Genomic DNA, 26,778 nt, shown 5'->3' on the forward strand with positions numbered 1-26,778 from the left:
CTGCGGCGTTGCGGATGGCGGTCAGGGTACCGACAAAAGCTGCTGCACCTCGTCGGGAGACAGGTGGACGAGAAGTTTGAGAACGGGCCTGAAGCCCGGCTTGCGGACGATAATGGTCCTGAACCCCTTATTGCCCGGCGGCCAGACGTCGTCGGCATAGCCGCCATCGCTACCCGCGCCGTTCCAGATGCGTTCGAGCTCTTCCTCGCGGATGTACGGGACAGGTTCGCCGGTCTCCCGCGCGACAATCGCCGCCCGCATGGCCTCAGGCGTCACGGCGGGATCGGTGACGCTGACGAAACCGTGGAACCAGCGTTCGCCATAACTGGTCACAAGGCTGAAGAGACGGACCGGATCTGCTCGGGGCGCCGCCCTGGGAGCACGATAAGACCACCGGGCCGTAGACGGCCGAGAAACAGACCAGCCATCGCGCGCGCCGCGGGCTCGTCGAGCTCGAACCACTCACCTGCATGCAGGATACCGGTGAAGCGTCGCAGGGACATGGGTGCTGTATCGTGCCTCGAGAGGAGCGCTCGAACTTCAGCAGCAGACGCCGTCCCCGTGTTGATGCGACGGAACGGCGAGAAGAGAGATGTGGTGGGCATCCGGATCGCTCCTTCGATGACGGGGTTCTGTGGTCGGACTGACGTCAGTCCGTCTCGTCGGATGCGAGGCCGTCGAGATAGCCGGCCAGCGCTTCGGTGTGCCGGTTCTGGTCAAGCCAGCGGGAGATTTGCAGCGACAACGTGAAACTGTCCCAACCCGCGGCGGCGGCGATGCCCTCCAGACGGCTCCGGGTGTCATGGCCACCGGTTTCATTCGAGCCGGTGTCTGGCGCCGGCTGCGTTGGGTGCTCGTTCCACATGCGCTCCAGCATGTCGGTCGTCGAGGAATACTGGATCGCCGTCTTCGTGATGCGCATGACACTGCCGCCGAAGCCGTCTGCGCGCATTTTCGTGCAGGTGAAGGCCGCGGTGACGACGATCTCGTCCAATATGGATGAACGACGGGCGATATCCTGAAGGATCTCGTCCCAGCCCGGCCCAGCCGTCAGATCGATATCAAGATCATCCGGAAGATCTTCCTCGGGGGTGGCTTCGTGCTCCTCCAGCAGCTTGGTCACGTAGACGGTGATCCTAGATTCGGTGCTTTGGGACGCATGAAGAGCCTCGCGAAGCTCGCCGATACCTACGGTAATGACGTGGGAAGGCCCACACCAGGAATGAAAATAGAACCCGTCCTCTTCGGCACTTTCATCGAACACGAGCGGCAAGAGGAGAGCTTCGAGAGGGGTGACGTCGTGAAACGGGACGTTCGGGGTTACCACGGTGGGAGAATGATAGTCGGCCATGTCACGCCCCCTCACGCTGCGATGGAAACGGGAAGGTGGCGCAGATGCACGGGCAGTTTCGCAGCGATCTCGTCGTCGGTCAGGTCTTCGAGCAGCTTGAGCGTGGTGCCGGCCGCGCCACCATAGAGGATGATCGTTTTCTTGCCGCGTGAGGCGTGTGGCCAGCGATCAGTGGCATAGCCCCGATAATCATCGGCCGTGCTGCTCCAGATGTGGTCCAGACGCTCATCCCGGGTCATGGCACGCACCGGCCGGGTTTCGCGCTCGGTGATGGCGAGCCGCATGTTTTCGACAGAAGACGTGTCTGAAAGATCGCAATAGCCGTGGAAGTGGCGGATGGTTCCGTCGATGCGCAGCGCGAAGAAGACGCTGGTGATCGATCCGGTCAGAAACTCGCGCATGGCGAACAACGACCCCCGGATCCATAGGGGTGGCAGGATCTCGAACATGTAATCGTGTTCGCTCTCGCGGATCTCAAACCATTCCCCGCTGTAGAGCGCTGTCGCATCATCGTTCCAACGATCAGGTCGCTGGGCGTGGCGGTCGAACATGCGGAACATCTGGTGGCGATCGGCGACCCCCTGATAGACCTTGCGGATTGCGGGTGAGGTATTCATCTTCGGCTCCCTGGGAGTTGTTCCGGACCGATGCGCGGCGCTGCCCTCTCGACCTCACCATCCACTTCAGTCCTTCATTACCCCTTCTCAGCCGCCGGCATCGTGACCGGCCGGGTCAAGGGCCGGCTTCAGGCCGGGCGAAGCTTCCCTTGATGCGGCTGGCGCGAATGCGGCACGCCTTCCCTTTCCCCCCTTCTTTTTCTTCTTTCCGCCTCCCTCTCCTGCAGAGCCTCGTTCCAGTCATCTGCAGGAGGCCGCAATCGCTGCCAGCCACAGCCCGCCTCTTCCGCAAGGGTTCGAAGCCGATCGGCGAACGTGTCGCCCTGCGCGTTATTGTCCGTTGCCGCGACCAATTGGACACCGGAAGGGGCGGCAAGCATGCGCAGCGCCGCATCTGTTGCCGGAGACCAGCCCCCGCCGGTACTGAGATAGAGGGTGCCATCACGCAGACCCTCGAAGGCAGCAAGGCTCATGGCATCGATCGCCGCTTCAGTGACACAGAGCCGGGACGCCACAGACCGGCCGAGGCGAAACAGAACCTTTGTTCCCCCGGTCGAAAAGCCCCTCCATTCCGGGCCTCGCTCCTCCCAGCCCGTAATGGCGCCAAGATCGTTCGTATGGGCGGCCCACATGCTGCCGTAAGGTCCTTCGCGAACAGCGTTCTGGGAAATGGCAGCATGGAGTGTATGCGATGGCAACAACCTTATTTCGGAGAGATAGTGCCAGGTCTGAGAACCAGGCCATGGCCGGCGTTGGCGGTTCCATCGTTCGGCAATTGCAAGGTTTGGCCCTCGGACACGATTAACCGTGCGTCTGGCGGTTCCTTGCGGGACATAGCCGATCAACTCGGCGACGCGATCGCGTGCTGCCCTAAAGCCTCCGCCATCCAGATGGGCGACGAGCGAGAATACATCACCCTTGGCTTCGGAAAGCGGGTCAAACCAGCCGTGACCGTCATGAATCATGATGATGATTTCGCTGTCACGGCGATATTTTACCGCCCGCAGGGTGCTCTCTTTCAGATCGATGACGAAGCCCGCTTTTTCCAGCACCGCAGAGCATGGCACACGAATGCGCAGTTCCTGGATTTCTTTCTTTTCCATTCTCTTTTCGGCATTTCTTGCCGCCCTCTTTTCCACTTGGGTTGCCTTCCCACACATTTTGCGGGACCCCATCTGACAGCCGCGAAGAGCATGCGGAGGCAAGGGCGCGGCGGGAGTTGCCGGCAGGTCCGGAACCACAAGCGCCACCTGCCCGCCGCGGCGAAGCTTCCCTTGCCGCCGCCGGCTCGCAAGCGGCACCCGAGAGGGCAAGCCGGCGGCGTCTTGAGCCGGCTTCATCAGGCTCGGCTCGATCAAGCCGCTGCTAGCGAACGAAATGTCACTAAAGAGCGGCAACCTCCATCCGGACCGTTGGAAAGTTGGCTGGCGAAACACTCCAGGCTTTCACCTAGCGCCCATTTTGACTGCCACAGGCCCCTTCCACGCCATTCTGCGGATATGCCGATATTCGCAATGTCGAGGGAGCCGTGATCGAAGATAATCGAAGAAATTTCAGGACAAATTCAACAAGATCACATATCGTCCGCAGCGAAGCGGTACGCGCCGCTTCGGGGCGTCGAAACCCCTCATACCCGGTTGGTGCCACCCGTAAGGCACCAGACTCCTTGACCTTTGCGGTCGGGGGACCTGTGGCGTATGCAATAGGTTCTCCGGAACTAAAGGCCATGGGGCCGTGGTATGCGGTTTCGAATCCCCCGATCACCAGGGGTCAATGAGCATTGAACGGCGGGGGCGCACCGCCGAAATTGCTTTAGGAGAAACCATTGGCACAGGACATTGCCTTCACCTTTTACACATATTCAAATGCCGGTGTAACCGCCGAGGAGCGTTGGAAGCCAACCGGCATTCCAGATGTTTTCTTTGACAGTCATGAAGAAGCTCAGCGCGCCTTGAAAGAAATGCGCGCAGATATAGTAGCCGACCCCGAGATGGAGTGGCCGGTTATGAACATAGAAAAAGTAGTAACAGTCCCCGTCAACTCAGAGAGTATACTTGCGTTATTGAATAAGGGCTTAGGTTCATTTGTTCAGCGTTACGAAGTTGTTGAGAGTATTGGGCCGTCGCAATGAACTCCATGTTCGCCGATGTGCGCCGGGATCCGGGTCAATCAGCACGGTCATTGCGCGAGGCGATCGCCTGTTGGCCGAGCGGGAAAGATTGTCGCTCCACGCATCATTTGTCTGCACGCCTGAAAGTATCTGTCCTGGGCGTATTTTTGCAGTGAGCACTGCTCCTGCAGCAGTTGCATGTAGTTATGCCGAGCTTCTGGAATTTCGATTTCACCGGCTATCCATTGCTCGATCCAAGCCAGCTGGTATCGGTTTCTTTGGAAAAACTTGCTTGGCGCAAACGGTCAAAAGGCCTTGCAACGGCACGTCCTCGTCGCTCAATTTTCATTTGCAGCAACTCATATAGTCTCGCTCGACGACGCTTTGCATTAAATCGCTGGGGAATGTGCGTAGCGGTTAACGGAATCTCGATTGAGTATCCTCTGCGGATCAATGGGTGCATATTGATCGGCAAGATTCCGCGTCTTGGGCAATGCTGTCCGACTCTTGATGGTTCAGTGTGATGGGCTCATCCCCTCACCCGTTGGACAGAGAAAATCCATGATGCCGCGATCCGACGCTGCCCGCTTCTGCCGACATGTCCGCCGATCGGTGGGCAATCACCTCCCCTCCCCTCTGGGTTCTGCAATAGATTCAGATCAAGCCAGGGCAAAGATTCAAGAGGCGGGATCTTTTCTTCATCCACATTCTTGCCATAACAGGCGTCGAACACATTCACCACTTCCCGCGGCACGGCAATCGGTGTGTTCGATATTCAAGCGCGCAAAGCTCGGGCCACGGACGGGAAGTTCGACGGGCGCACGGAAAGGCGCACCGCCAACAAGGGGTCGGGTGACGAAGCTAACTCACCCCTTCGTTCTCTTTATGTTCTTTCTTGGCGCTACGACAATGAGCCGACGATTATTAAAGGGCCCCGGTGTTGGGGAGTAACAGATACATGCGATCCAATGACAGATGCGGGTCGACAGGGCCTGTCAAAATCTTTGCCAGTCAATCTGGAACACCAGCTAATGATGTGCATTTCCAGCCTATGTCAGACGAGGGTATTGTCGTCGCATAGGGCTCGCACCAACGATCCAACACGAACCCAATGTTCGGTATAGCTACCGTCAAGAGCGGCAGACCCACTCACCAGATCCGTCTCAAGACCCCGAGAAATCGGGACTAGTTCGACCAAACTTCCATGAGAATCCATGTGAAAGTGAAGACCATGAAGAGGCCAAAGAGCAGACTGCTTATTGCAGCTCGCATAACCTCACTGTAATCGCAGAACCGGCCGGGACGTTGTTTGTGCGCTCTATTCGGGAGCTTGACCAAACTGCGCCGCAGCTGAGGCGAACTGGATGTACGTAGTCCGCCATATTAAGACCCCTGGAAAAACCACGGATGTAGACGGTGATCCGCTCGAAAAGCCTTCGAGCGCATGTGCTATGCGCGCCCTGTTCTTAGAGGTGGGACACCAATGGGAGAGCTTGCAGCAAAAGCTCGTTGAACCTTCAGACGAAGAGCATCAAAAGGCAACCACCAGATTCCACGTGACGCGCGATCCGGACGGCCTCACCTCGGCAAGCGATTGAGCCTGGACATCATCCACTCGTTTTCTTCACGAAGCTTGTTCATCATCAGTCGTTTTAGGTAGCGATTGTCAGCCTCAAGCAACGCGAGTACGCTTGGCGCTGTGTCGTCGTCCTCCGTTCTGAAGAGTTTAGGGGCTATCGGAGGTGCTCGTTTGGCTCCCCTCCCCTTCCGCACCTGAGCTCGGCCTGGCACCGGTTTTGCTGAATCGTCATCCTGCGCCGGAACCATTAATGCGGCTTCGGTAGTCTGATCGTCTAGCGCGCCGACATCCGGGCATTGCTCCGGCATTCGTTCGCCGCCCGAAGAAAGCGTATGTTGATGTGGTTCTGGCTGCGATTCCAGAATCGATACCGGCGATGCACTATCAGGCGTTAGCGAGCGAGGTGCAGTGCCCGCGTTTGCCAAATCACCCGGTACCATCCCATCGACTTCGATTTGTCGAGCGACGGCCTGCAAATCGAGACTGCCCCAAATTGAGGTTCCTCTTGGCTTCACTTGGCGCCTGTTCGTCTTGTACTCGACGACAAAATTGGGTCGTGGTGTTCTCATGGGTCGTATGTCTGAATTAAATAGAGTCCCAAGACCAATCGACTTGGGCCCGTTATAAAGCGCATGCTCATCAGCTTCATGCGTTCCTATGGCTCGATAAACCTTAATATGATGGCTATTTCAAACCCAGCCTTCGACGCAAATCGGCGTTTTCCGCCCGAAGTTTTTCTGCCAGGAGTTTGCGCAGCCGACGGTTCTCTTCTTCGAGGTGAACAAACTCGGCAAACTCATCATCTTCTGGAATTCCTGACTGGGGAGCGGGTCCCAGCGCTTTTTTCCATTGATAATAGGTTTGGTCAGATATCCCGGCCTTTTCAACCGCGGCCTTGAGGGTATCGCCAGCCGCAACGTGCTCATCAATGTGGCGAACGCGGTCGAGCTTCTCCAGTTCGGTTAGACCGCGGCTTTTCCGCCTTACTTGCTTTTTCGTGTCCCCACGGGCCTTGCCACCTGCAACGCTTCTTGACTTGGAAGGCGACTTCGGACCTCGTTGTTCAATCTCAGTCTGCGGGTCCCCTTCAGCAGGGGTACGGATTTCTTCGTCAGCCATTGATTATCCTCTATTGCTACATGATCTTCTCTGCCACCTCTGATCGCGAGTCAACTCATCCGACAAGCTCGGCAATGGCCCAAGCGCTCATGGTACATAACTCCCCCGTCGCCGCCGTCCTGCGCACCAAAATCAACAGACACAAAAAATCACGGCAGTTAATTATCGCGGGAGCAAACAACGTCGAGTCTGTTGGCTTTGAACGCGCGGCTCAAATCGACAGCAAAGGATACAACATCTGATACTCCTTCGGCATCGCCGCGGTTGGCGGAACGAATTGCGGGCAGGGGAAATCACAACATGGCTTATCGAAAACCGTCTACAGGTATGCAAATTGACCAACAGTCGCGACAGGGAAAAAGACGGTTTTCAAAAATCTTTTTATTTTCAGCGCATTAGTTGCTGTGGGAGCTCCCACAAGATGTTGCCGACCAACTGGTGTTGTTTTTGTCAGAAAGTCGGACCTTCATATTAACACAGCTAGCCCTTGATCTGCAGTCCTCTTCTATATCGGACAGCCTATCGAGCAAACGTGTGACGTCAACCTTCCGTCTATCTGTTTTGCCTCAACGATGAGCCACCCTCTTCAAGCAGGATTGTGCCGCTGAAGCCTGCGACCTCATCCTCGTTCACCGCGATGGACTTGGAGGGGTTTGCCTTGGAGTTTCGTCCAACAGATTGAGGTCTTCACCCCGATCCTGCTGGTGTTATCGCGGGCAGTTCAAGGAAGCCAGATCCGAGAAACAGCGCCTGAACGGTGAAAGCGGCCATCTAACTGTGATAGTTGCTCTGACAGTAGCCTCTGTCAGCGCAGATGTCGGACACGGCTTTCTGGACATGTGATCGATGACCGGAACGCTTTCAACGAAGACATTGCCGAGATACTTGCCTTCGTCATTTTCCAAGAAGGAGATTTCCGGTCTTTTTTTCACTGCCGTGAAAGGGAGGACATCGCCTGCGCTTTTTAGATCCCATACGAGGCGTCCAGGCAACGATACCCGACCAGATCCTCCTCCTGGCTCCTTCTCATTGCAGACTGCCGCGTCGATTGTTGATGAACGGCGTCCCAAAACTCCTTTCGACGAAACCAATACGCAACACTCCTAGATCGACCGACCTGCTGATTGTGGAGATCGGCCAGGTCGATATCATTACCTTGGAATGAATGTACGGCCGCCTGCCAAACCCGATGGATATCGATTAAATTTTTGTCGCAGTTTTGAAGTCTTTAGCAGGCGCTTCTCTCCCATATCCACGTCGGCAAGCGGTAATTTGAGATGCACTTTATCCATTTGGGTCGCCCACGCTCTACCGTGCTTCCGGAAACCGCGGAAGATGGGTTGCGGCTGTAACGGCCGAAACCGAAAGGTAAATCAATCCCGCGACTAGCGGGCTGCGCAAGTGGTCGAACAATCTTTTGTGGCGCGATAGTCTCGCGCTGCCGAGCGCGTTGCATAGATATCGTTCGCCAGTTTCAGCTCGACAACCTTCGCGCAAACGCTGTCTCAAACGTGGCGCAGGTACAACCTTCAATTCATGGCCGAGCTCGCAGGAGGTCTCGTTAATGTATCTCCTGTCTTAGATGCTCATACGCACATTGCCGCGTTCGCAAGAGGTAGCGCCGATCAAGATATGGATGACGCGGCCATGGGGTTTTGTAGCGATCCCGTTTCCAAGCCTTCTGACATCACTCTTTCGCCCAGCAGAAGAAATGTGTGATGCGTTCCGGCCCTCTCAACTGTTCCCGCCAGGATTTTGCAACGGCACCATCGGCGATGAAAACCGTTGGCCGCCTATGCCTCGTGGTTCGGCAGTGCAATAGACTGCCAGCGCCGCACCAAGACCAAACGAGACCCAAGGGTTCCCGCCAGACCTATCCTGCGCTTCGAGCCTCTCGCCGACTAACGTTGAGGAGCGCCATCACCATAGGCCCGATCGAGAACTCCCCGCGCTCGGCTCGCCGCGTCAGGTCTCTGAGGTATCCTCCCGGAGAATTGATCATATTCGCCTTCTCGAGGATGCAGGCCGCCGCCACCGCAGCGTTTTCAGGCCCCAGAACCTCACAGGCCTCCTGATACGCGGAAGCACTGATACCCAGCATTGAGCGCACGACGACAGCAGCGGACATAAAATCTCGCCAGTGCACAATTTCTCCGTTCTTGCCGTAATCCGCAATCTGCGGGCATGCCTTCATCACCAATCCCAATGGGAACACCTTCGGCGGCTCACTCCGTCTTCCACTAACGGCACTCGGCTTTGCTCCCAGCTCTTTTCTGGAGCGTGGTTCAAGTTCATTTAGGGGTTCGGGTTTTGAATTCTGTATGTGCTGCTCAATATGGGCAGCATTGGTGCTATTATTTATGACTTTATCGTGCATTGCCAGTCGGTTGAGTACTTCTTCCTTCAGTACTCCCATCTCATCGAGCATGGCCGTCGCCTGGCTGAGATCCGGGGAGCGTGGGATACGGGCAATGAGCCCCACATACGTGTCCTCAACAGCTTGCCAATCTCCGTCAGCCCCCTCTTCCATAGCCGCTGTGATTAGCTTCCTGACGTCCCGCCGGCAAACGGTCAGCGCCTCCCTGACTTTCTTGAGGGCCGCGCGGTCGGCCAATATCTGTTGGGCCATCATTGCGAATTCTTCAGCACGAGCGAGCAGGGGAGACAGGTCGAAACCGAACGCGTGATCGACTGTGCCGGATGTATTTTTCCGCGCATAACGCTTGCCGTTAGCGCTGTCCCTTCGGACGATCAGTCCCGCATCGACCAGAACCGCGATATGCCGCCGAAGCGTCGAACCAGGCATGCTGTGCGCTCGCAGTGACAGTTGGATGTTTGATGGGAAAACAATGAGTTGCGCATCCGGACGAAGCTCGTTTTCGGGATAGAAGCTCAGAAGCGCGTCTAGGACCGCGAGGCTGTTTGACTGGATCCCTAACAACTCGATAGCCACCGAGGCGTCGCGGAACACTTTCCACTTGTCTACGCTCTTGCCCGCCCTGATTTCCCCGGCAGTTAGTTGCCGCCGTACGAGGGCAAGAGATATCGGACGCCGTCCGAACGGCGTTGAAACATTTCCTGTCTGCATCGTTTTCTACCTGTCAACAGGCAAAAGAAATTTGTTCGCCAAAATGGCGCCGAAAACTCTTGACGATGATTCTCGAAAATGCGAATCTGAACTTGCTAACGAACAGAATAGGGCTTCCGAGACGGCGACGTTTTGGGGGCTCTTTTCTTTTGCGGGTTAAGCTTCCTTCTCTTTGTCCTTGCTGGCCTGATGCTCCTCATAGAGCGCGGCCAGTCGTTCGAGTACGAAGGTCGCGAAGTCTGGCGTGGCCTTCTTGTCGATAGTTATTTCAAGTTTGGTCCTGCCGTTCTTGAGTTGGGCCAAGCGCCCCCCAGTTGATGTCGACAGCACTACCGGAACTCCCCGCTCAAGACGGGCGGGTTTGAGATAAGCGATAATCTTTTTAAACCGCTCCTCCGATGGGAGAGTGTTCAGTGATCGAGCCAGATCGTGAACTTTTGCAGGTTCGGGAAACTTTTCAAGAAGCTCCGCCAATTGCTGCCAATTGCCCCGTCCGATTCCGGGCGCCGGGCCAATTGCGTCGACCAGTTCGGGCGGGAGAGCATCCACAAGGGCCATCATACGGGAGATGTCTGCTCTATCGATTGACATCGACGCGACGATAATCTCCCGTGTGAATCGGTCCTTTAGATTGGCCGCGAACCGCGCTTTCTCAATATAGGTGAGATCCGCACGCTCATTGTTTTCTTGACCCTGCGCGATCACCAGTTGTTCGTCGGTCAGTTCACGGACAATGGCTTTCGCCTTGATCCCAAGCTCTTTGAGCGCACGGAGGCGTCGATGTCCGAACGCAACTTGATACTTGTCTGGAAATTCGGGATGCAGACGAACGAGAATAGGGACCTGCTGTCCTTGTTCAGCGATCGATGCCTTCAAACCTTCTATGTCGCCGTCCATGCGGTCCTGAACAAACGACGGTTCTACAATGCCGGCGTCAATCTCGATTACCGCCTGGCCTTCCATCAGGCTCTTTTCTATCTCATCGGCTCGGCGGCTGCGGTCGTTCAGATCTCCGACCGACCGCTTGATAGCTGACATCGGTTTCGTAGACCCCTGAAGAGGCCTGGCATGTGGAGGCGGTGCCGGCGTTACGACAGGTGTTGGCAGGTCGGAGAACAGATTCTTTCGGCTCATGTTCTACCCCACGTCTTTTTGATGAGTCCTTCAATCTCATGATTGACACTGTTCATCGCTTCGAGCGCGCGATCATAGGTGACGCGGTTAAACTGACTTCTGTCGACCTCAAAAAGGGTCTGGTTGGTCAGGCCCGCGTCTGAGACCGCGGTACTCTTCACCATGGAATTAACCATTACGTTTGCTCCGAACAAGGATCGCAGGAACGCCACCATCTGGTGCTGAGGCCCGTCGGTGGGTTCAAAACGCGTGACGAGATAACGCATCCAGTTTTGTTTATCGTCGGCTCCCGCTTCTCCAATTGTGTCCATCAAGTCACTGGTCATCGCCAAAAACTGGTTCATGGACATGACGTCTAGCATTTGTGGGTGGACTGTAATCAGAACTGACGTCGCTGCGGTCAGTGCAGAAAGCGTCAAATAACCAAGCTGGGGAGGGCAGTCGATGACTACGACGTCATAAGCATCGGCGATCTCATCTAGCGCGTCCGACACGCGGGCAAAGAAAAGCTTGTCGCCGGGCACTCGGTTTGCCAGAGCCATAGGGGTTGCATGTTCGAATTCCATAAGTTCAAGATTACCGGGGATCAAATGAAGGTCTGGAATATAGGTTGCTCTGACAATATCCTGGATCGGCCGTCGCTCATCATCATATCGGATAGCGCCGTAGATCGTGTCGTTCGGACCGACATCCGTTTCTGGCTGGCTTCCAAACAACGCCGATAAGCTCGCTTGAGGATCAAGATCGACAGCAAGGACGCGATATCCTCGAAGCGCCAGATATTGGGCAAGATGGGCTGATGTCGTTGTCTTTCCCGAGCCGCCCTTAAAGTTCATGACAGCAATGATCTGAAGTTCCTCACCCTCACGGCGATGGGGCAAGTATCTCCCGGCCGGCCGACTGCCCGCATCCATGTACTGGCGTATTTTCGCAATGTCCTCGACAGAATATACGCGACGGTTGCCTGGACCAGAAGCCACTTTGAAGTTCAGGCTATCATCTTTCTCCATCTCGCTAACAATGGTGCGAAGATACCCTTCCGCGCAATCGAAAAGCTTCTCAGCCTCTGCCGGCGAGAAGTTTCGAATCGTCTTGCGTGCGTGGGGCGGAAACATCTTAGTTTGGTAAGCTTGAAGTTGCGCCGACAGCGCAGCCGAATGGGTTCGGACAAGATCCCGAAAACCCGAAAACTCCTCGATAGGTGCCAAATCCAAATTCACCATTGCCGCACTTTCTTACCCAAGATACGGAGTTTTGCCAGCGCACGGCTAAACTCCGCAAACAGATAAGACGCGATTTCCGGTTTCCGCAAGCGCTTTATAGTTAATGAGATATTAACGCTGGGCCATTCATGTCGCGAATGAAGCCGGAATTTCGCCTCAAACTCCCAGAAACCGGCAGATGTTGGCCTTTTTCATTCAATAATAACGGTTCCCAAAAAAAGAGTCGATAAACACGGTTCGATCATCATTTTCGTCCGAGTTGCTGCACGTATTAATGAATCACTGCCCATTTGGCTGAAGTGAGTCGGCGCAAATAGCGGCCGATACCGGTTGTTGTGCCGGTTCTTCAACTGCAAGCAGGCGGAGATTCCGCAGTCCGACGCAAGTCGTCTCTTACAAAGATACTGATGGTGTCACTATCCAACTCACGCAGCTATCAGCGGGAGTTTCGGCGGGGCAAGCGAATTCGCCTTGTGCCGCTGGTGGCATACGGCTTGCGCTTCAGTCTGATCCCTTTGAGTGAAATTACGAACAAAGATACCGCACAGATCAGCAACAAGTACCCGCCTACATGCTGATAAGCGAATACGCCTAATATGCCTCCAACAAGGAAAGCTCCTATCGTCCAAATGTGTAACGTGAGCCGTGTACGGTTTTCAACAGCGTACGTGTCTGGCTCTCGTCCCCGAAGAATGTCCAGCGCAATACCAAGTTCAATGCCTACGTCGGTCGCCATCCCGGAGACATGGGTGGTCCGCACGCGAGCATCGGAAATTCGGGTGACGGTGGCGTTCTGCAATCCCATTAAAAAGGCCAGCCCAAGTGTTAAAAGGGGAGGGCGCCACATTGCAAGGAACCAGATGTCCGCTATCCCGAGCACAGCGAGCAGGATGGCTTCCAAGAGGATGCTATAGGCATAGATGGCCGCGATGCCGCGGCGCCGTCCTGAGTTGATAAGGAGGGACGAAATCGCGGCACCGAGGATGAAGATTATGATCACGGTGAAGAAAAAAACTGCCTGTCCCCAATGCGCGGTCGCAAGATGGTCGGACAGAGATGAAACGTTGCCGGTCATGTTGGCGGAAAAGAACCCAACGGCATAGAAGGCTGCGGCATTCAACGCGCCGGCTATCATCGCCAATGAGCAGGCGAGGTTGAGGTTGATGCGCTCGTTACGGGCGGCGCCCTGGCTGATCAGCATTCCTACGATCCGAAGTGTTCACAAGGTCGGGTAGGCCGAACCCTATGCGTTGCGTACGTCATAGTCCGGCGGCCTTAGTTAGATTGACCCTGAACCTGTCTCGACGTCGCTGATACCGCCTGGTCATCTCGGCCGAGGCGTGCCCCAGTTGCTTTTGGACATAACGCTCATCGACTTCGGCAGAAGAGGCGAGGCCGGCCCGCAATGAGTGCCCTGAGAACTTCAACCAACGCTCGATCTCGGCCAGGTCGCCTCGAATACCCGCGGCCATCGCTGTGCGCTTGACTAGGCGGGCGATTTCTTTGTCGTTCAAGCGATCCGATCCAACGGCCTTTCCTTGTCCGGTAACCCGCCGGAAGAGGGGGCCATGGGCGAGCTTGGCGTATTTGATCCAAGTTTGGAGCGCGAGGACGGGGCAGGTGTTGTCGGACGAGCCTCTACCGATCTCCACTTCACGCCAACCCGTCTTGCCCCGAAGCGTCACCAGCATGCCTTTGTCGAGGATCTCGATCCAACCGCGACCGTCTTCGGTCTGATCTGCCTTGAGATCGAGGCAAACGATCTCGGACCGTCGAAGTCCGCCGGCATAGCCGATCAGCAGCATCGCCCGGTCGCGCATGCCACGCAACGTGCCGCGATCGATCGTTTCCAGCATGGCGATGATGTCGGTTGCCATGACCGCTTCCTTCTGGACCGGCGGGCGGGCATGGCTGTTGCGAATGCCGGCCATGACAGTTGCAATATGCCGGTCCTTACGATCGAGGCTCAGGCCGCGTTGCGCGTAATTCCAGGATATCGATGAGAGGCGTCGTTCAATCGTAGAAACGGAATTTGGCTTGGCTCCACGCTCCACGGATCCCGAGGCGCAGGCGGTGATGTAGAGACCAACGGTTTGAGGATGCGGGGGGAGGGGGGAAAGATTGGAGCGTCGGCACCAGGCAGAGAAATGTTTCCAGTCTGATGCGTAAGCTTTGCGGGTGTTGACGGAACTGGCCGCCTCGACGTAGCCGCGCGCCCGATCGGTGAGATCCTGAAGGTGGCCCGGCAAGCCGAACCCCGGCTGCGGGGCAGGGGACGGGGCTACCTCCGCCAGATCCTCATCAGCAATGATCTTTCCCTCACTATTCATGCCGCTTCGATATCCGTCTGCTTAAAATCTTCCCCGATGAAGAGAAGGGCGTCGTCGGCCCGCTTTGCCAGCGCGTAGGAAAAGCAGTCCGCAAAATTCAGTCCGGCGCGATGTCTGCCCATGCCATAGGTGAGCCACGCTTGGGTGGCGAGATCGACCAACTCGGCATCGACCGGAATGATTTCCGCCGCGATCTTGGAAAGCCACAAGTCGATTTCGGCCAATGCATGCTCGCCACGACGGCTGACCATCACCATGCGAGCTTCGAACACGCATGTCGCCGGTACCAATCGGATCGGGTCGGCGACGATGGCTCTCTCAAGTCGTTCCGCCTGTGGCTCGTTGCGCAGGATCGTGACGATCGCCGATGTATCGATGACCATCAGTTCGGGATTCCGTGCTCATCGAACCCGACGATGTCCTCGTCGCTGCGCTTTTCCAACTCTGGAAGCTGTGCTCCTCTTTCTGATAGCGCGAAGTTCATCAAGCATGCGGTCCTTCGGGACGTCGGCATGCCCGAGTCGGTGAAGGCGCTCGGTCAGGGCCTGGTGGATTGCCGCCGTTTTGCTGATACCCTGGCGCCGAGCGAGCTCGTCGACGAGCGCTACAGTGGCTGGATTTTTGATGTTCAGCGACACCACAACCTCCAAAAATCTACCTTTTCGTCATTATCTACCAAAACTTAAGACGCGCGTCAACAATGTCCGATAATGCAAGATTATCGGACATTTTATATTGCCGACAGGCGGTGCGGTTTGTGGCGATGTTTCTGGCGAAAACCGCGCTCATGATTTATGCTCGCACGCATGGATTCGCTCGCGCACGCTGCTCCAACGACATCGCCCTGGTCGCCCCGCCTGCCAGGGTTGTTGCGGCCGCGAACTCACGACATCACTGAATCCGACACCGCCTTTGCAGCCGGTATCGCCCTGAAATCACTTGACGATCTGATCCGTGCAGACCCGCCATGGCTCGGCTGCTGGCGCGACCGCCTCGCCCTGAAATCGGCCACTGTCGTTGCCCGGATGCTCGGTCGCAACGAGGACGAAAGTGCGATCCGCGACGCGATTTTGCTGACAGCCGCGGGCGACGATCCCGGCCCCGCAGGCAAGCTGTTTTTGGCCGCACGAATGCTGGCGCGCCAATCCGGGACTGTCACCACACCGTTCGTTAAGGAGCTTGTCGCACTCCTGGGGATGAACCGGGACGACAGTCTTGCCCCAGTCCCCGAGATGGTCGATACGGCGATCCAGTCCGGGCGCGCGGCACCCCTCGCAGTTGCCGAGCTTATATCGGCGATTACGACCATTCGCCCGGACGCCGAGGTGCTGGCCCTTGGGCTGGCCGAACTCGTGCTGGCGCAAAAGCTGAACTGGCCGAGACCCGTGCCGCTAGTGTTGCCCGAGCGTTTTGGCCCGGCGTTCCGCACCATCGGCGGTCGCGGTCGCGTCCGGCCGGGGGAACCGGCTTATCCGAAAGCGATCTGCCTGGCGCTGGTGGACGGTGTTGAGGCAGCGCTGCGATCCGCGGTGGAGATCGATCGCCGCGCTGCGCGGTTGCTGGCTGTGGTGTCGAATGTCCGGACCAAGGGGGCGGAGCCGGTGATCCGCCGGTTGCTGACCGAAGACGCCGTGCCGGCGTCCGCACCGGGGTCAAAACTGTCGCGCTGGGCGGCCAACCGGCTATTCGAGCGTCTGGAAAGTTTCGAGGTGGTACGAGAACTCTCTGGCCGGCCTTCTTTCCGGATTTTCGGGTTGTGACGATGACCGGATCACCTGCAGCCAAAGCCGGCCGGAAAGCGAACGTCGCAGACGAACGTTTGTTTGATCGTGAGCTGGAGGACCTGCCGGGGGAGATGCGCTGGCGGGAATGGATGCTGCGGGTCGAGGCGGTGATCTTTGCCTCCGCCGAGCCGGTCAGCCGCGAGACCCTGGCGCGGGTGGTGGGAAAAGACTGTAGTATCGATTTGCTGGTCGATGATCTCAGAGAGGAGCTGCGCGACCGACCCTACGAGCTGGTATCGGTTGCAGGCGGCTGGCAGCATCGAACGCGTTCTCGATTCGCCGAGACAATCCGCGTGTCTTCGGCGGCGACGCGGGGAGGGGCTGCAGCCCTGTCGGAGTTCGAGGCGATGGTGTTGATGGCGGTGGGATATTTCCAGCCGATCACCCGCGGCGAGCTGTCGAAGATTTTCGGCAAGGAGGTCAGCCGCGACACCATCGTCAGTTTGCGCGGCGCAGGTTTCATCGGTTCCGGGCCGCGCAGTCCGACGCCCGGGGCGCCCTACACCTACGTAACGACGCCGCACTTTCTTTCTGCCTTCGGCATGGAGACGTTGCGCGACCTGCCGAACATCGAGGCGCTCGAGGACGCGGGCCTGCTCAGCTGGCATGCGGTTCAAAACGAAATCGCCGCCTCGGGAGGCGGCGAAAGCGAGACGGACGGAGAAACGTCCTTTATTGGATGATGCCGGTCGTCTGCAGCCGCTTCGTCATCGTGATCGAGCTGAAGAGCATCGTCGTCGAGGCCAGTGCCATGAGCAGCTTGCGATGTTGAACAAAGAAGGCTGCAACGAGTTTCAGGGGTATTATTTCGGCCGGCCCATGACGATCGAGGCCCTGCTGGATCGGCCAGCGTATCGCGCGGCAAGCTGAAGGCGACGGCCAAATTGAAATAGCGCCTAAAAAAGCAAAAAACCGGGTTGATACCGCCATTTCGGAGTTCGAATTCTTTACCAAGTCTAGCGGGTGTACCAGTCATCCACGTCGATCCTGGCGCGATCCTTCTCGATGCCATAGCGCTCCTGGATCTTGCCCTCGAGCTGATCGCGCTTACCGGCAATCTGATCGAGATTGTCGTCAATGAGCTTGCCCCACTATTCTTTAATATTGCCCTTGATCTGTTTCCAATTACCTTTGACACGGTTCCAGTCCATTACGCATTCACCTTCTACGAACGGTGGTGGATCGCTAACGCGTCGGCCTAGTCTTTATCAATTCGCAGCGCGAAAGGGCACCTCGTTGCAAGCGGTCTAACGTTTCTCGGTGCGTTCCAGCTCGTGTGCACCGGCAAGTGGTCCTGCCCGCGACGGCGAGCGCGCTACGCCTCGCATGACTGCGATGGCGGCGCCGACCATTCCGCCGGTGACGACGCCGGCGGAGCCTCCCGCCAACGCCGCCAGGAAACAGTAGCCGATCAATCCCCAACCAATGCCGTTCGACAGAAAGATCGCGGCGGCAATGCCGATCACGGTGCCAACAAGCCCGAAGATGAAGCCCAATCCCGTGACCGCAACAGAAGGATCGAGCACCCGCGAGGCGGCTCCGCGAGTGTCCGTCGCGCCGGTTTCAGCGAGTTTTTCGTCAGAGACCATGGTACACCCTCCTTGGCAGAGCTGGCTCAGCCCGGCTCGTCATTGTCATCCAGTAGTATTCTCTCGGCCGCGCCATCCAGGTCTTCATATTGTTTGCTGCGCATCGACCATAGGTGTAGCGGCTTGCCAACATAAGCGCCTCTGCTCGCAAACATCGGCATTTTCTGCTCGAATTATCTGACAATGGAGCGGGCGTCGTGCTCACGCTCTTTGCCAATGTGCTCGCAAACATCCGGGTCTGCTTGCAAACATCCGCCACGTGCTCAGATTAATTGCCAGCGACGGCATGGTCAAACCGGGACGCCTGCCTGTCGTAGTTGCTCGGTCAGCTGACGGGAATATTCGGGATCAAGGGTGCCCGCCAGGAAGGCGCGGATATACGGACATGCGCTGTGGCTTTCCCTCCTTGGCGCTTCGGGTGCAGGAGGTTCTGCAGCATGATCCGTTGTCAGGGCATCTCTTCGTCTTCAGGGGCCGCAGATCGGATATTTTGAAGATCATCTGGCATGATGGTCTGGGCGCCTGCCTTTTTACCCGGCGGCTGGAGAAGGGCCGGTTTATCTGGCCGAATATGGGATAGCATCCGTCAAGGTGGTGTAGAATTGGGACCGGGCCGTCATGATCAGGCGGCTCTGGGTGAAATTTCTCCATCGCAGCTACGCGAGGAGGTAGAGCTGAGTTTAAGTGCTGTCATTGAAGTTTCACGAGCCTGATAAACGGACGTCATATGTCGCCCATAGTGATGCAAATATTCAATCGATGCACCACTAACGATCAGGATTATTGTGATGCTGGCTCTGAACGGAGTTGCCGTGACCTATGCCAACGGCACCCAAGCTTTGAAGACAACGACATTGACGTTCAACCAGGGTCAGTTCGTCGTGCTCCTCGGTAGATCCGGCGCAGGCAAATCTACCCTCATCCGGACACTCAACGGCTTGGTTGCGCCGACGTCTGGTTCGATCACTTCTAACGATATTGGTGCTCTGGATGCGGAAACTAAGCTTCGCATTCACCGAAGGCGAACTGGGATGATATTCCAGCAGCACCAACTCATAGGGCGCTTGAGCGCGCTCGACAACGTCATGACGGGCCGCCTGGGCTACCACTCTGGCTGGCGTACGTTGTTCCCTATGCCGCGTTCGGATCGAAGGCTGGGGTTGGAATGCCTTGAACGCGTAGGCCTTCTTGATAAGGCTCTCGTCAGGGCGGATCAACTATCCGGCGGTCAGCAGCAACGGGTGGGCATTGCGCGCGCGCTGGTCCAGAAGCCCCAACTGGTCCTTGCAGATGAGCCCGTTGCAAGTCTGGACCCTGAAACGGCTGTCGAGGTCCTGTCGCAGCTTCGCGAAATATGCACAGCCGACGGCATCACTGCTGTGATCAGCCTTCATCAGATCGATCTAGCTCGCCGGTTCGGCGACCGGGTCATTGCTATGCGCGACGGGGAAGTGGTTGCGGACGCCGCTGTCGACGAACTGACCGATCAAATGTGTGCGTCGATCTACCGCAGCGCCCCAAGAAATCCGACCACAACACAAGATTTGTCCAACTACGAGTATGATCAACCTTTAGCTGCCATGGAGGCCGCATTATGAAGAAGCTTCTGTCCCTCGCATTCCTCGCCGTTCTTGGCTGGAGTTCGTTGGCGCATGCTGGCTCAAATCCAGAGACATTGCGCGTCGCGTTGCTACCGGACGAGAACGCCGCCACTGTCATCAAAAACAATCGTCCTCTCGAGGAGTATCTTGAGAAGACACTCGGTCGGGAGATTGAACTGATCGTAACGACCGACTACTCGTCAATGATCGAAGCGATGCGTTTCGGCCGGCTTGAGTTGGCTTATTTCGGGCCGCTCTCTTACACGCTCGCGAAAACCAAGGCTGATATCGAGCCTTTCGCAGCACTTATGAAGGATGGCGAAACTACCTATCGCGCTGTAGTTGTCGCCAATGCAGAGGCTGGCATCGAAAGCCTTGAAGATGCAAAAGGGAAAAAGGTCGCGTTTGGGGACGTGGCTTCCACCTCAAGCCACCTTATCCCGAAATCTATGCTGCTTAAGGCCGGAGTTGAGGCTGGAAAAGACTATAGCGAGAACTTCGTAGGGTCGCATGATGCCGTGGCTATTGCAGTGCAGAATGGCAATGCTCAGATTGGCGGACTTTCGTTGCCCATCTACAATTCAATGGTCGCTCGTGGCACCATTGATCCTAAGAAAGTTATCGCCCTCGCCGAGTCCGATCCGTTCCCGCAGTACCCCTGGACCATGCGGTCGGATCTTGACACTTCGTTGAAAGAGGCGATCACCAAAGCCTTCATCGACCTTAAAGACGAAAAGGTATTGGCATCCTTCAAAGCCGATGGGTTCGCTCCGATCGATGACAAAGCCTACGACGTCGTCCGTGAGCTCGGTAAAGTGCTGAACTTGGACCTGAGTCAGTAAGGCGCGTTCGAGACAGTTTCTCACCTTTCGACGCAGGCGCTGGCCTGCGTCCTTTCTTCCAGGATATGTGATGACACAGCCGTCGGCCGACTACGACTCTATCCTTCAACATCAAAACAAAGCTTGGACCAGAGCTGGCGTGATCGCGTTGGCAATTGCGTGTGTGATCATTGTTAGCAGTTATCACTCCGGTCTTCTTGATCTGGAGCGTCTGGGATCTGGGTTTCCTGCGCTCTGGCAGCTCGGTACGGAAATGTTTCCCCCGGATTTCAACCGAGGCTTGGAGTGGATCAGCCCTCTCATCGACACTCTGGCGATGAGTATAGCTGGGACTGCGATCGCGGTACTGATATCACTTCCAGTTGGCTTTTTCGCCTCAGGGAAAACAGCACCCAACGCTGTCATCTATATGATCTCGCGTGGATTGTTGAATGGTCTACGGTCGATCCCGGAGCTGATTATGGGCATCGTCTTCGTGGCGGCAGTGGGATTTGGAGCGCTCCCAGGCGTGCTGGCTCTTGGTCTTCACTCGGTTGGCATGGTGGGCAAGTTCTTTGCGGAGGCGATCGAGCATTGCGATAATGCGCCTATAGAAGCCGCACGCGCAGCTGGTGCGTCGCCGTTCCAGATCGTGACGCGGGCGATCTTGCCACAAGTTCTACCGCAATTGGCCGATGTGACCATCTATCGGTGGGAGTACAACTTCCGCGCCTCGACAATCCTGGGCACTGTGGGAGCTGGTGGTATCGGTTTCGAGTTGATGACATCCCTCCGGATCATGAATTATCAGGAGGTTCTTGCGATCATGCTCGTTGTCCTTCTGATGGTCACCATCGTTGACCAGGTCGGCGCTCTCCTCCGCCGCCAGCTGCAATAGAAGGATAAATTAAATGCTCCCAAAGGTAGTAATCACCCATCGCGTCCACGAGGAGATTATCTCAAAGCTATCTCCCCACGCTCGTTTAGTTTGCAACGATACTGATGATACATGGCCCCGCGAGAAACTGCTCGCAGAATTGAGCGACGCCAAGGCGATGATGGCGTTCATGCCGGACATGATCGACGCGTCTGTACTCGCGCACGCTCCCGATCTTCAACTTGTGGCATGTGCGCTGAAAGGCTTCGATAACTTCGACATCGAAGCCTGCACGCAGCGTGGAGTCCACGTCACGATAGTGTCCGATCTTCTCACTGACCCGACAGCCGAACTTACAATCGGTCTGATGATTGCTCTTGGGCGGCACATTCTGCCAGGCGACAAGAGCGTCAGGAGGGATTACAAAGGTTGGCGCCCTCGGTTTTACGGCCTTGGGCTGCAGGGCACAGCAATCGGCATTTTAGGGATGGGAGCGATCGGAAAAGCTATAGCACAGCGCCTAAGTACCTTCGGCGCCATTGTGTCGTACTGGGATCGTCAATCCCTGGACAAAGCCGATGAGATCAGACTGAACGTAAAGCCTCTTGAATTTGACCAGTTGATCTCGTCGTCTACCTTTCTTGTGTGTGCACTCCCGCTTTCGGCCGAAACGAAGCATCTCCTCGGCGCTGAACAACTCGCCAAAATGCCCAAAGGAGCACTTCTTATTAATCCTGCACGCGGAAGCGTGGTTGATGAAGAGGCTGTTGTCGCTGCATTGCAGGCGGGGCGCTTGGGAGGCTACGCCGCTGATGTTTATGAGATGGAGGACTGGGCCAGACCCGACCGGCCTGACAAGGTCCACGGGGGTCTCCTCAATCGCGAACATGATTCGATCTTGACACCCCACATAGGCTCAGCAGTGGCGAAGTCGCGTTTGGCTATCGAGCACGAGGCTGCTGACAACATTATAGATTTTGTCCAAGGCCGAAGACCTCGTGCGGCAATTAACGAGGTTCAACTAATTCCTTGATTAGAGAAAGTAATGTTTAGCCTTTCGCATGTCGCAGCATTCATAGAGGTAATCGAAACTGGCAGCTTTCACGAGGCGTCGCGACGGCTTCAGATATCCCAACCGACTGTCTCACATAATGTGAAACGATTGGAGGATATACTAGGGGTGCGGCTGGTCGAGAGGAGGAAGGACAAGTGTGTGCCGACTCGGCAAGGGCTCGTATTCTTGCCATTCGCACGCAGCCTTTTGACCGTCACGAAGAGATCTCTGGACCGCCTGCACAGCGGCCGGATTACGTTGGGTGCCAGTACTAACATCGGTACCTATATTTTGCCAGTCCACTTGAAGCGTTTACAGGATGCTCAAGGCCGGCCACCTGAGGTGGCCGTTGCCTCAAATCCTGAAATCATCGAAAAGCTCTTGAGGAAGGAGATTGATCTAGCCTTTACCGAATGGTGGGACGATCGAAAAGGATATCAAGCCCGCCTTTGGCGGAAGGAAAAGCTGGTAATAATCGTATCCCCACAGCATAATTGGAGGACGCGAAAAACAATTGAAGCGGCAGAGTTATTTCAAGAGTCCCTCATTGGCGGAGAACGTGGAACCGGTACCGGATCCGTGCTCCGCGAGGCCTTCGGCCAAGCGGCAGAGCAATTCCCAATCTCATTCAATGTCGGGAGCACTGAGGCTGTGAAGCATGCAGTTCGAGCTGGTCTCGGCATTTCGATCGTGATGAGGAGCACTGTCCTCGATGAGCTCGCGTCGGGTAGGCTTTATGAGGTTTCTGTTGAGAATGTGGTTCTCGAAAAGTCTGTGTGGGCTGTACATCCCGTACATATGGAGGATGGTTCACCGGAAGCAATCGCGCTTAAGGTTATACTCGATGCGAGCGCCCCTCTGGGTGACCTAGAGCACGTCCACATTACTCGGGGTCATATCCGCAAGATTTGAAGTAGTTGGCGCATTCCTGCGGCTCGAACATGGTAACGGCCTGGCCGACCGCATCCTTTGGTATCGCCGCCTCAATTCCCGGAGTATCCCATACAAGGGGGACAAGATCGGGGACCGCCCGATTTTCGATGCGTAAGGTTCCCTGCTCCATGTCGCGAATATTCGGCCGTCAGACACATAGTTGGTTTCCATGGATCGTTTGTCATAAACGAGGGTTTTTGAGCATGCCATAGCGCATGCCGTCACGCCCCTTGAATGGCGCGATGGAATCTTCTCAAAACTGTTATAGAAACGGTTGTCGCAAAATGCTATGTGTCCAACGACTTTCAAGAACATTTGGATGGCTATGCGGGTCGGGTACGCCAGGGTCAGCACGATCGATCAAAATCCGGAGCTTCAGCTTGAGGCGCTGAGACGCGCCGGTTGCGAGAAGGTGTTTACCGAGCGCGGGTCAGGCGCTCGCGATGACCGCCCGGAATTGGGCCGAATTCTCTCCGACGTGCTTCGCACTGGTGACACGCTCGTTGTCTGGAAACTCGATCGGTTGGCGCGATCGCTAAAGAAGCTCATCGCGACGGCGGAAGAGTTGGAGCGCGCGAAGATCGGGCTCGTGTCCTTGACCGAGAGCATTGATACGACGACGCCGGGCGGCATGCTGACCTTCCATGTCTTCGGTGCGATCGCCCAGTTCGAACGTGCTCTGATCCGCGAACGCACGACGGCTGGACTGGTCGAGGCGCGGCAACGTGGCCGCAAGGGTGGCCGCCCGCCCGCGATGCGCCCGGGCGATATTGCCGCGGCGCGCGCCCTGATGAAGGAAGGCAGCATACCGGTACGCAATATTGCGCAGCGCATGGGGGTTTCTGTTGCAACCCTCTATCGTCATATCGGCAAGAAGGGTGGCTCTCCCAAAACAGTGGAATCCGAGGACGTCCATGGCTGAGCGGAGAAAGCGGCCGCCCGGAGAGGCTCTTGTCGATCTTCGACGCCGATTGTCGCTGCTTTCTCCCCGTGATCCAGGCCGTACCGAGATTGTTGCTCGTGCCGCCGATGCCTACGGCATCTCGATCTGGACCCTGTATCGGGCGCTGCGGGAGTTGAACCGCCCGAAATCCGTACGGCGCGCCGATCACGGAACCTCCCGGATCGCCCCGCAGCCGGAGATGGAAACCTATGCCGAAATCATCGCGGCCCTGAAGATCAGAACGGCGAACCGGAAGGGGCGGCATATCTCCACGGCGCGCGCCATCAAGCTGCTTGAGGAAGACGGCGTGGTGACGCCCGATGGCCTGGTCCGTGCACCGCCCGGCATCTTGAAACGCGCAACGGTCGATCGGCTGCTGCGTGTTTCCGGCCTGGATTATGCGCGCGTCACCCGCCCGGTGGCTGCCGTCCGATTCCAGGCGCGGCGTTCCAACGAACTCTGGCACTTCGACATGAGCCCGTCCGACCTGAAGCAGGTGGAAGCGCCGCTTTGGGTCGAGGAAGGGCGCGGCCGGCCGACGCTGATGCTGTTCTCCGTGGTCGATGATCGCTCCGGCGCGAGCTATCAGGAATACCGCTCCGTCTACGGCGAGGACGCGGAGTCCGCCTTGCGCTTTCTCTACAATGCCTTCGCCGCCAAGCCTGAACCGGAACTGCCGCTTCAGGGGATTCCAACGACCATCCATATGGATAACGGGCCGGTGAGCCGCTCGCGCGTTTTCCAGTCCGTCATGGGTAGCCTTGGTGTCCGGGTTCTCACGCATATGCCCCCGTCGGACAGCGAGCGGCGCACGCCGGCGCGAGCGAAAGGCAAGGTCGAGCGGCCGTTTCGCACGATCAAGGAAGTGCACGAGACCCTCTATCATTTCCACAAGCCGAAGGACGAAGAGGAAGCCAACCTTTGGCTCAGGCGCGCCTTGGTCACCTACAATAACGGCGACCATCGCACAGAGTCTCATGCACGCATCGAGGATTGGCTGCGGCATCTTCCTCCTGACGGGGTGCGGGCGATGTGCTCCTGGGAGCGGTTCTGCGCCTTTGCGCGCGAACCGGAACGACGGACGGTTGCTGGAGACGCGACCGTATCGGTCGAAGGCGCATCCTATGAGGTCGAGCCCGAACTTGCCGGCGAAACGGTGACCTTGCTCTGGGGCCTGTTCGATCAGGAACTGTTCGTCGAGCATGAGGGCAAGCGCTTCGGTCCATTCCAACCTTCGCGCGGGGCGGTTCCCCTCTTTCGCTATCGCAAATACCAGAAGAGCAAGCTCGAAGAGCGGCTCGACAAGGTGGTGCGCCTGGCAGACCAACTTGGGCTCCCCCGCGCCGCGGTCACCGGCGGGGATCGTCCATTGCCTTCGCTGCCCCCGACCACGGCTGGGCTGAGTGTACGGCGGACACCGTTTCCGGAACCCGCAATAGAGACCGCTTATCCAAATGGCCTCGCAGCCCGTGGGGCCATCGCCGACCAGCTCGGCCGGCCGATCGGCGCGATGAATGCCGGTGACCGCGCCTTCATCAATGAACTGCTTGGAGAAACACTCGACAAAAAGATGATCGCGGCCCGTATCCGCGAACGCTTCCAGGCGCGAAGAAAGGAAGAATGATGCTCGCTGACGTTCAATCCAGTTACGGCCTCGACCGGCCTTTCCAAGGGGCCGGCAACTTTGAGACCGAGCATCAGCGCACGATCATCCGCGAGGTGTGTGCGGCCGTCCAGACCGGTCGGCTTGTCGTGGTCTCCGGCCTGGTCGGTTCGGGGAAAACCCACCTTTTGCGCCGCATCGAGGCCGAACTCACCAAAGCCGGCAAGGTCGCACTCGCCAAATCGCTGGCGGTCGACAAGCGGCGCACTTCGCTGCCATCGCTCATTGAAGCCCTGTTCTACGACTTGTCTCCCGGCGATCGTGCGCAGGTCAAGATCCCCAAGCAGGCCGAGCGCCGGGAGCGCGACCTGCGCGACATCATGAAAAAAGGCAAACGGCCGATCGTCCTCGTGGTCGACGAGGCCCATGACCTGCACCACAAGACCTTAACCGGCCTGAAGCGACTGATGGAGGTGGTCGCCGACGCCGGCGTGCTCCTTTCCGTACTTCTTGTCGGGCATCCCCGGTTGCGCAATGATCTGCGCCGGCCGCAAATGGAGGAGATTGGCTACCGCACGACCATTTTTGACTACGAGGGGATCGGCTCCGCGCGCCGCGACTATGTTGCCTGGCTGCTTGGCGCCTGTGCGGCCGAAGGCGTAAAGGTTGGCGAACTCCTCGAGGAAGAAGCCATCGACCTCATCGCCGAACGTTTGCGCACGCCGCTTCAGATCGAGATGCATCTCACCCTCGCATTCGAGCAGGGCTTTCGCCTCGGCGCCAAGCCGGTTACCGCCGAAATCGTCGAGCAGGTCCTGTCCCGCGCCATCGACGATCTCGAACCGACGTTGACCCGAAATGGTTACGATGCGACGGCTCTGGTCACGCACCTCAATGCTCGGCCGTCGGATATCCGCGCCTTCCTGGCGGGCACCCTTGATCCCGAATATTCCCGTCAGCTGACCGAGCAACTACGACAGGCAGGCGTCCCGGTTTGACCATGCCGTCGCTGGCAATTAATC

Annotated in this window: 29 protein-coding genes and 1 pseudogene; 14 read left to right on the forward strand and 16 right to left on the reverse strand. The window is 57.1% G+C overall.

Annotation, left to right across the window (positions count from 1 at the left end; genetic code table 11):
- Positions 1 to 21: 21 nt before the first annotated feature.
- From AGR1_RS27810 to AGR1_RS27830, 4 genes are all read right to left on the reverse strand, one after another.
- Positions 22 to 333, reverse strand: coding sequence for a hypothetical protein (locus AGR1_RS27810; protein ID WP_049768469.1), 312 nt, complete (start codon positions 331 to 333; stop codon positions 22 to 24).
- A gap of 316 nt (positions 334 to 649) precedes the next feature.
- Entirely contained in the window at positions 650 to 1,351 is a 702-nt protein-coding gene (locus AGR1_RS27820; RefSeq protein WP_011982942.1) for a hypothetical protein, read from the reverse strand.
- 11 nt (positions 1,352 to 1,362) lie between these two features.
- A complete protein-coding gene (locus AGR1_RS27825) occupies positions 1,363 to 1,968 on the reverse strand; it encodes a DUF1419 domain-containing protein (protein ID WP_011982941.1) in 606 nt (201 codons plus the stop codon).
- Between the two features lie 128 nt (positions 1,969 to 2,096).
- Complete coding sequence (locus AGR1_RS27830; RefSeq protein WP_035226685.1) at positions 2,097 to 3,071, reverse strand: DUF3991 and toprim domain-containing protein; 975 nt, start codon at positions 3,069 to 3,071, stop codon at positions 2,097 to 2,099.
- A gap of 722 nt (positions 3,072 to 3,793) precedes the next feature.
- Here AGR1_RS27830 and AGR1_RS27835 point away from each other — a divergent pair.
- Together AGR1_RS27835 and AGR1_RS29725 are read left to right on the forward strand one after the other, a co-directional pair.
- Positions 3,794 to 4,099: a hypothetical protein gene (locus tag AGR1_RS27835; RefSeq protein ID WP_011982939.1), complete on the forward strand. Its 306-nt coding sequence runs from the start codon at positions 3,794 to 3,796 to the stop codon at positions 4,097 to 4,099.
- A 1,343-nt stretch (positions 4,100 to 5,442) separates the two neighbouring features.
- Positions 5,443 to 5,676 carry a hypothetical protein gene (locus AGR1_RS29725; RefSeq protein WP_035226686.1) on the forward strand — a complete coding sequence of 78 codons (234 nt, stop codon included), beginning with the start codon at positions 5,443 to 5,445 and terminating at the stop codon, positions 5,674 to 5,676.
- A 665-nt stretch (positions 5,677 to 6,341) separates the two neighbouring features.
- Here the strand turns inward: AGR1_RS29725 and AGR1_RS27845 are convergent.
- Positions 6,342 to 6,776 carry a transposase gene (locus AGR1_RS27845; RefSeq protein WP_011982936.1) on the reverse strand — a complete coding sequence of 145 codons (435 nt, stop codon included), beginning with the start codon at positions 6,774 to 6,776 and terminating at the stop codon, positions 6,342 to 6,344.
- A 74-nt stretch (positions 6,777 to 6,850) separates the two neighbouring features.
- Between AGR1_RS27845 and AGR1_RS29730 the strand changes: the two genes are divergently transcribed.
- Complete coding sequence (locus AGR1_RS29730) at positions 6,851 to 7,018, forward strand: hypothetical protein (RefSeq protein ID WP_155275991.1); 168 nt, start codon at positions 6,851 to 6,853, stop codon at positions 7,016 to 7,018.
- Positions 7,019 to 8,649: 1,631 nt separating this feature from the next.
- On the opposite strand, the gene repC is transcribed toward AGR1_RS29730, so the two are convergent.
- From repC to AGR1_RS27880, 7 genes are all read right to left on the reverse strand, one after another.
- Positions 8,650 to 9,864 (reverse strand): plasmid replication protein RepC, encoded by a 1,215-nt coding sequence (repC, locus tag AGR1_RS27850; RefSeq protein ID WP_011982934.1) that lies wholly within the window; start codon positions 9,862 to 9,864, stop codon positions 8,650 to 8,652.
- Between the two features lie 156 nt (positions 9,865 to 10,020).
- Complete coding sequence (gene repB / locus AGR1_RS27855; RefSeq protein WP_011983024.1) at positions 10,021 to 10,998, reverse strand: plasmid partitioning protein RepB; 978 nt, start codon at positions 10,996 to 10,998, stop codon at positions 10,021 to 10,023.
- Entirely contained in the window at positions 10,995 to 12,221 is a 1,227-nt protein-coding gene (gene repA / locus AGR1_RS27860) for a plasmid partitioning protein RepA (RefSeq protein WP_036589493.1), read from the reverse strand. The genes repB and repA overlap by 4 nt, the downstream gene beginning before the upstream one ends.
- Before the next feature lie 436 nt (positions 12,222 to 12,657).
- Positions 12,658 to 13,422 carry a YoaK family protein gene (locus AGR1_RS27865; protein WP_011983022.1) on the reverse strand — a complete coding sequence of 255 codons (765 nt, stop codon included), beginning with the start codon at positions 13,420 to 13,422 and terminating at the stop codon, positions 12,658 to 12,660.
- A 58-nt stretch (positions 13,423 to 13,480) separates the two neighbouring features.
- Positions 13,481 to 14,551 carry a site-specific integrase gene (locus tag AGR1_RS27870; RefSeq protein WP_011983021.1) on the reverse strand — a complete coding sequence of 357 codons (1,071 nt, stop codon included), beginning with the start codon at positions 14,549 to 14,551 and terminating at the stop codon, positions 13,481 to 13,483.
- Positions 14,548 to 14,934, reverse strand: coding sequence for a type II toxin-antitoxin system VapC family toxin (locus AGR1_RS27875; protein WP_011983020.1), 387 nt, complete (start codon positions 14,932 to 14,934; stop codon positions 14,548 to 14,550). The genes AGR1_RS27870 and AGR1_RS27875 overlap by 4 nt, the downstream gene beginning before the upstream one ends.
- An 18-nt stretch (positions 14,935 to 14,952) precedes the next feature.
- Complete coding sequence (locus AGR1_RS27880; protein ID WP_308400497.1) at positions 14,953 to 15,192, reverse strand: type II toxin-antitoxin system VapB family antitoxin; 240 nt, start codon at positions 15,190 to 15,192, stop codon at positions 14,953 to 14,955.
- A 165-nt stretch (positions 15,193 to 15,357) separates the two neighbouring features.
- Between AGR1_RS27880 and AGR1_RS27885 the strand changes: the two genes are divergently transcribed.
- The gene (locus AGR1_RS27885) at positions 15,358 to 16,311 is read left to right on the forward strand and encodes a DUF1403 family protein (RefSeq protein ID WP_234823770.1); all 954 of its coding nucleotides are present in this window, start codon (positions 15,358 to 15,360) and stop codon (positions 16,309 to 16,311) included.
- A 2-nt stretch (positions 16,312 to 16,313) separates the two neighbouring features.
- Positions 16,314 to 17,018 carry an SMC-Scp complex subunit ScpB gene (locus AGR1_RS27890; protein ID WP_107341124.1) on the forward strand — a complete coding sequence of 235 codons (705 nt, stop codon included), beginning with the start codon at positions 16,314 to 16,316 and terminating at the stop codon, positions 17,016 to 17,018.
- Here the strand turns inward: AGR1_RS27890 and AGR1_RS27895 are convergent.
- The 4 genes and pseudogenes from AGR1_RS27895 to ccoS all read right to left on the reverse strand — a co-directional run bounded on the left by AGR1_RS27895 (position 17,008) and on the right by ccoS (position 18,079).
- On the reverse strand, positions 17,008 to 17,265 hold the full coding sequence (locus AGR1_RS27895; protein ID WP_149149102.1) for a hypothetical protein: 258 nt from the start codon (positions 17,263 to 17,265) through the stop codon (positions 17,008 to 17,010). The genes AGR1_RS27890 and AGR1_RS27895 overlap by 11 nt on opposite strands.
- 26 nt (positions 17,266 to 17,291) lie before the next feature.
- Positions 17,292 to 17,486, reverse strand: a pseudogene (locus AGR1_RS27900) (CsbD family protein).
- Between the two features lie 96 nt (positions 17,487 to 17,582).
- Positions 17,583 to 17,924, reverse strand: coding sequence for a hypothetical protein (locus tag AGR1_RS27905; protein WP_107341122.1), 342 nt, complete (start codon positions 17,922 to 17,924; stop codon positions 17,583 to 17,585).
- 26 nt (positions 17,925 to 17,950) lie between these two features.
- On the reverse strand, positions 17,951 to 18,079 hold the full coding sequence (ccoS, locus tag AGR1_RS27910; RefSeq protein ID WP_246669767.1) for a cbb3-type cytochrome oxidase assembly protein CcoS: 129 nt from the start codon (positions 18,077 to 18,079) through the stop codon (positions 17,951 to 17,953).
- A 230-nt stretch (positions 18,080 to 18,309) separates the two neighbouring features.
- On the opposite strand from ccoS, the gene tnpB reads away from it, so the two are divergent.
- The 9 genes from tnpB to AGR1_RS27955 all read left to right on the forward strand — a co-directional run bounded on the left by tnpB (position 18,310) and on the right by AGR1_RS27955 (position 26,754).
- Positions 18,310 to 18,504: an IS66 family insertion sequence element accessory protein TnpB gene (tnpB, locus tag AGR1_RS30040; RefSeq protein WP_006473174.1), complete on the forward strand. Its 195-nt coding sequence runs from the start codon at positions 18,310 to 18,312 to the stop codon at positions 18,502 to 18,504.
- Between the two features lie 208 nt (positions 18,505 to 18,712).
- The gene (gene phnC, locus AGR1_RS27920; protein ID WP_006473175.1) at positions 18,713 to 19,522 is read left to right on the forward strand and encodes a phosphonate ABC transporter ATP-binding protein; all 810 of its coding nucleotides are present in this window, start codon (positions 18,713 to 18,715) and stop codon (positions 19,520 to 19,522) included.
- Positions 19,519 to 20,367 (forward strand): phosphate/phosphite/phosphonate ABC transporter substrate-binding protein, encoded by an 849-nt coding sequence (phnD, locus tag AGR1_RS27925; RefSeq protein ID WP_003501103.1) that lies wholly within the window; start codon positions 19,519 to 19,521, stop codon positions 20,365 to 20,367. Before phnC ends, phnD begins: the two co-directional genes overlap by 4 nt.
- Before the next feature lie 70 nt (positions 20,368 to 20,437).
- A complete protein-coding gene (gene phnE / locus AGR1_RS27930; RefSeq protein ID WP_006473411.1) occupies positions 20,438 to 21,244 on the forward strand; it encodes a phosphonate ABC transporter, permease protein PhnE in 807 nt (268 codons plus the stop codon).
- Between the two features lie 13 nt (positions 21,245 to 21,257).
- Positions 21,258 to 22,256 (forward strand): phosphonate dehydrogenase, encoded by a 999-nt coding sequence (locus AGR1_RS27935; RefSeq protein ID WP_003501101.1) that lies wholly within the window; start codon positions 21,258 to 21,260, stop codon positions 22,254 to 22,256.
- 12 nt (positions 22,257 to 22,268) lie between these two features.
- Entirely contained in the window at positions 22,269 to 23,189 is a 921-nt protein-coding gene (locus AGR1_RS27940) for a LysR family transcriptional regulator (protein WP_003501100.1), read from the forward strand.
- 346 nt (positions 23,190 to 23,535) lie between these two features.
- Positions 23,536 to 24,132: a recombinase family protein gene (locus AGR1_RS27945; protein ID WP_024710158.1), complete on the forward strand. Its 597-nt coding sequence runs from the start codon at positions 23,536 to 23,538 to the stop codon at positions 24,130 to 24,132.
- Positions 24,125 to 25,777, forward strand: coding sequence for an IS481 family transposase (locus tag AGR1_RS27950; RefSeq protein WP_003501095.1), 1,653 nt, complete (start codon positions 24,125 to 24,127; stop codon positions 25,775 to 25,777). Before AGR1_RS27945 ends, AGR1_RS27950 begins: the two co-directional genes overlap by 8 nt.
- On the forward strand, positions 25,774 to 26,754 hold the full coding sequence (locus tag AGR1_RS27955; protein WP_003501092.1) for an AAA family ATPase: 981 nt from the start codon (positions 25,774 to 25,776) through the stop codon (positions 26,752 to 26,754). The genes AGR1_RS27950 and AGR1_RS27955 overlap by 4 nt, the downstream gene beginning before the upstream one ends.
- The last annotated feature ends 24 nt before the right edge of the window (positions 26,755 to 26,778 follow it).

It is taken from the genome of Agrobacterium sp. B1(2019), assembly GCF_008274755.1.
Taxonomy (GTDB): Bacteria; Pseudomonadota; Alphaproteobacteria; order Rhizobiales; family Rhizobiaceae; genus Agrobacterium; species Agrobacterium salinitolerans.

What these genes read in the sequence shown, in the direction of transcription:
- AGR1_RS27940 (WP_003501100.1), top strand. Translation starts at nt 22,269, where the DNA reads ATGTTTAGCCTTTCGCATGTCGCAGCATTCATAGAGGTAATCGAAACT.
- AGR1_RS27830 (WP_035226685.1), bottom strand. Translation starts at nt 3,071, where the DNA reads ATGGAAAAGAAAGAAATCCAGGAACTGCGCATTCGTGTGCCATGCTCT.
- repC (WP_011982934.1), bottom strand. Translation starts at nt 9,864, where the DNA reads ATGCAGACAGGAAATGTTTCAACGCCGTTCGGACGGCGTCCGATATCT.
- tnpB (WP_006473174.1), top strand. Translation starts at nt 18,310, where the DNA reads ATGCGCTGTGGCTTTCCCTCCTTGGCGCTTCGGGTGCAGGAGGTTCTG.
- AGR1_RS27950 (WP_003501095.1), top strand. Translation starts at nt 24,125, where the DNA reads ATGGCTGAGCGGAGAAAGCGGCCGCCCGGAGAGGCTCTTGTCGATCTT.
- AGR1_RS27935 (WP_003501101.1), top strand. Translation starts at nt 21,258, where the DNA reads ATGCTCCCAAAGGTAGTAATCACCCATCGCGTCCACGAGGAGATTATC.
- AGR1_RS27820 (WP_011982942.1), bottom strand. Translation starts at nt 1,351, where the DNA reads ATGGCCGACTATCATTCTCCCACCGTGGTAACCCCGAACGTCCCGTTT.
- AGR1_RS29725 (WP_035226686.1), top strand. Translation starts at nt 5,443, where the DNA reads ATGTACGTAGTCCGCCATATTAAGACCCCTGGAAAAACCACGGATGTA.
- phnE (WP_006473411.1), top strand. Translation starts at nt 20,438, where the DNA reads ATGACACAGCCGTCGGCCGACTACGACTCTATCCTTCAACATCAAAAC.
- AGR1_RS27945 (WP_024710158.1), top strand. Translation starts at nt 23,536, where the DNA reads ATGCGGGTCGGGTACGCCAGGGTCAGCACGATCGATCAAAATCCGGAG.
- AGR1_RS27885 (WP_234823770.1), top strand. Translation starts at nt 15,358, where the DNA reads ATGGATTCGCTCGCGCACGCTGCTCCAACGACATCGCCCTGGTCGCCC.
- AGR1_RS27890 (WP_107341124.1), top strand. Translation starts at nt 16,314, where the DNA reads ATGACCGGATCACCTGCAGCCAAAGCCGGCCGGAAAGCGAACGTCGCA.
- AGR1_RS27825 (WP_011982941.1), bottom strand. Translation starts at nt 1,968, where the DNA reads ATGAATACCTCACCCGCAATCCGCAAGGTCTATCAGGGGGTCGCCGAT.
- AGR1_RS27905 (WP_107341122.1), bottom strand. Translation starts at nt 17,924, where the DNA reads ATGGTCTCTGACGAAAAACTCGCTGAAACCGGCGCGACGGACACTCGC.
- repB (WP_011983024.1), bottom strand. Translation starts at nt 10,998, where the DNA reads ATGAGCCGAAAGAATCTGTTCTCCGACCTGCCAACACCTGTCGTAACG.
- phnD (WP_003501103.1), top strand. Translation starts at nt 19,519, where the DNA reads ATGAAGAAGCTTCTGTCCCTCGCATTCCTCGCCGTTCTTGGCTGGAGT.
- AGR1_RS27870 (WP_011983021.1), bottom strand. Translation starts at nt 14,551, where the DNA reads ATGAATAGTGAGGGAAAGATCATTGCTGATGAGGATCTGGCGGAGGTA.
- phnC (WP_006473175.1), top strand. Translation starts at nt 18,713, where the DNA reads ATGCTGGCTCTGAACGGAGTTGCCGTGACCTATGCCAACGGCACCCAA.
- ccoS (WP_246669767.1), bottom strand. Translation starts at nt 18,079, where the DNA reads ATGTTTGCGAGCAGAGGCGCTTATGTTGGCAAGCCGCTACACCTATGG.
- AGR1_RS27865 (WP_011983022.1), bottom strand. Translation starts at nt 13,422, where the DNA reads ATGCTGATCAGCCAGGGCGCCGCCCGTAACGAGCGCATCAACCTCAAC.
- AGR1_RS29730 (WP_155275991.1), top strand. Translation starts at nt 6,851, where the DNA reads ATGGCCCAAGCGCTCATGGTACATAACTCCCCCGTCGCCGCCGTCCTG.
- AGR1_RS27875 (WP_011983020.1), bottom strand. Translation starts at nt 14,934, where the DNA reads ATGGTCATCGATACATCGGCGATCGTCACGATCCTGCGCAACGAGCCA.
- AGR1_RS27955 (WP_003501092.1), top strand. Translation starts at nt 25,774, where the DNA reads ATGATGCTCGCTGACGTTCAATCCAGTTACGGCCTCGACCGGCCTTTC.
- repA (WP_036589493.1), bottom strand. Translation starts at nt 12,221, where the DNA reads ATGGTGAATTTGGATTTGGCACCTATCGAGGAGTTTTCGGGTTTTCGG.
- AGR1_RS27895 (WP_149149102.1), bottom strand. Translation starts at nt 17,265, where the DNA reads ATGGCGGTATCAACCCGGTTTTTTGCTTTTTTAGGCGCTATTTCAATT.
- AGR1_RS27845 (WP_011982936.1), bottom strand. Translation starts at nt 6,776, where the DNA reads ATGGCTGACGAAGAAATCCGTACCCCTGCTGAAGGGGACCCGCAGACT.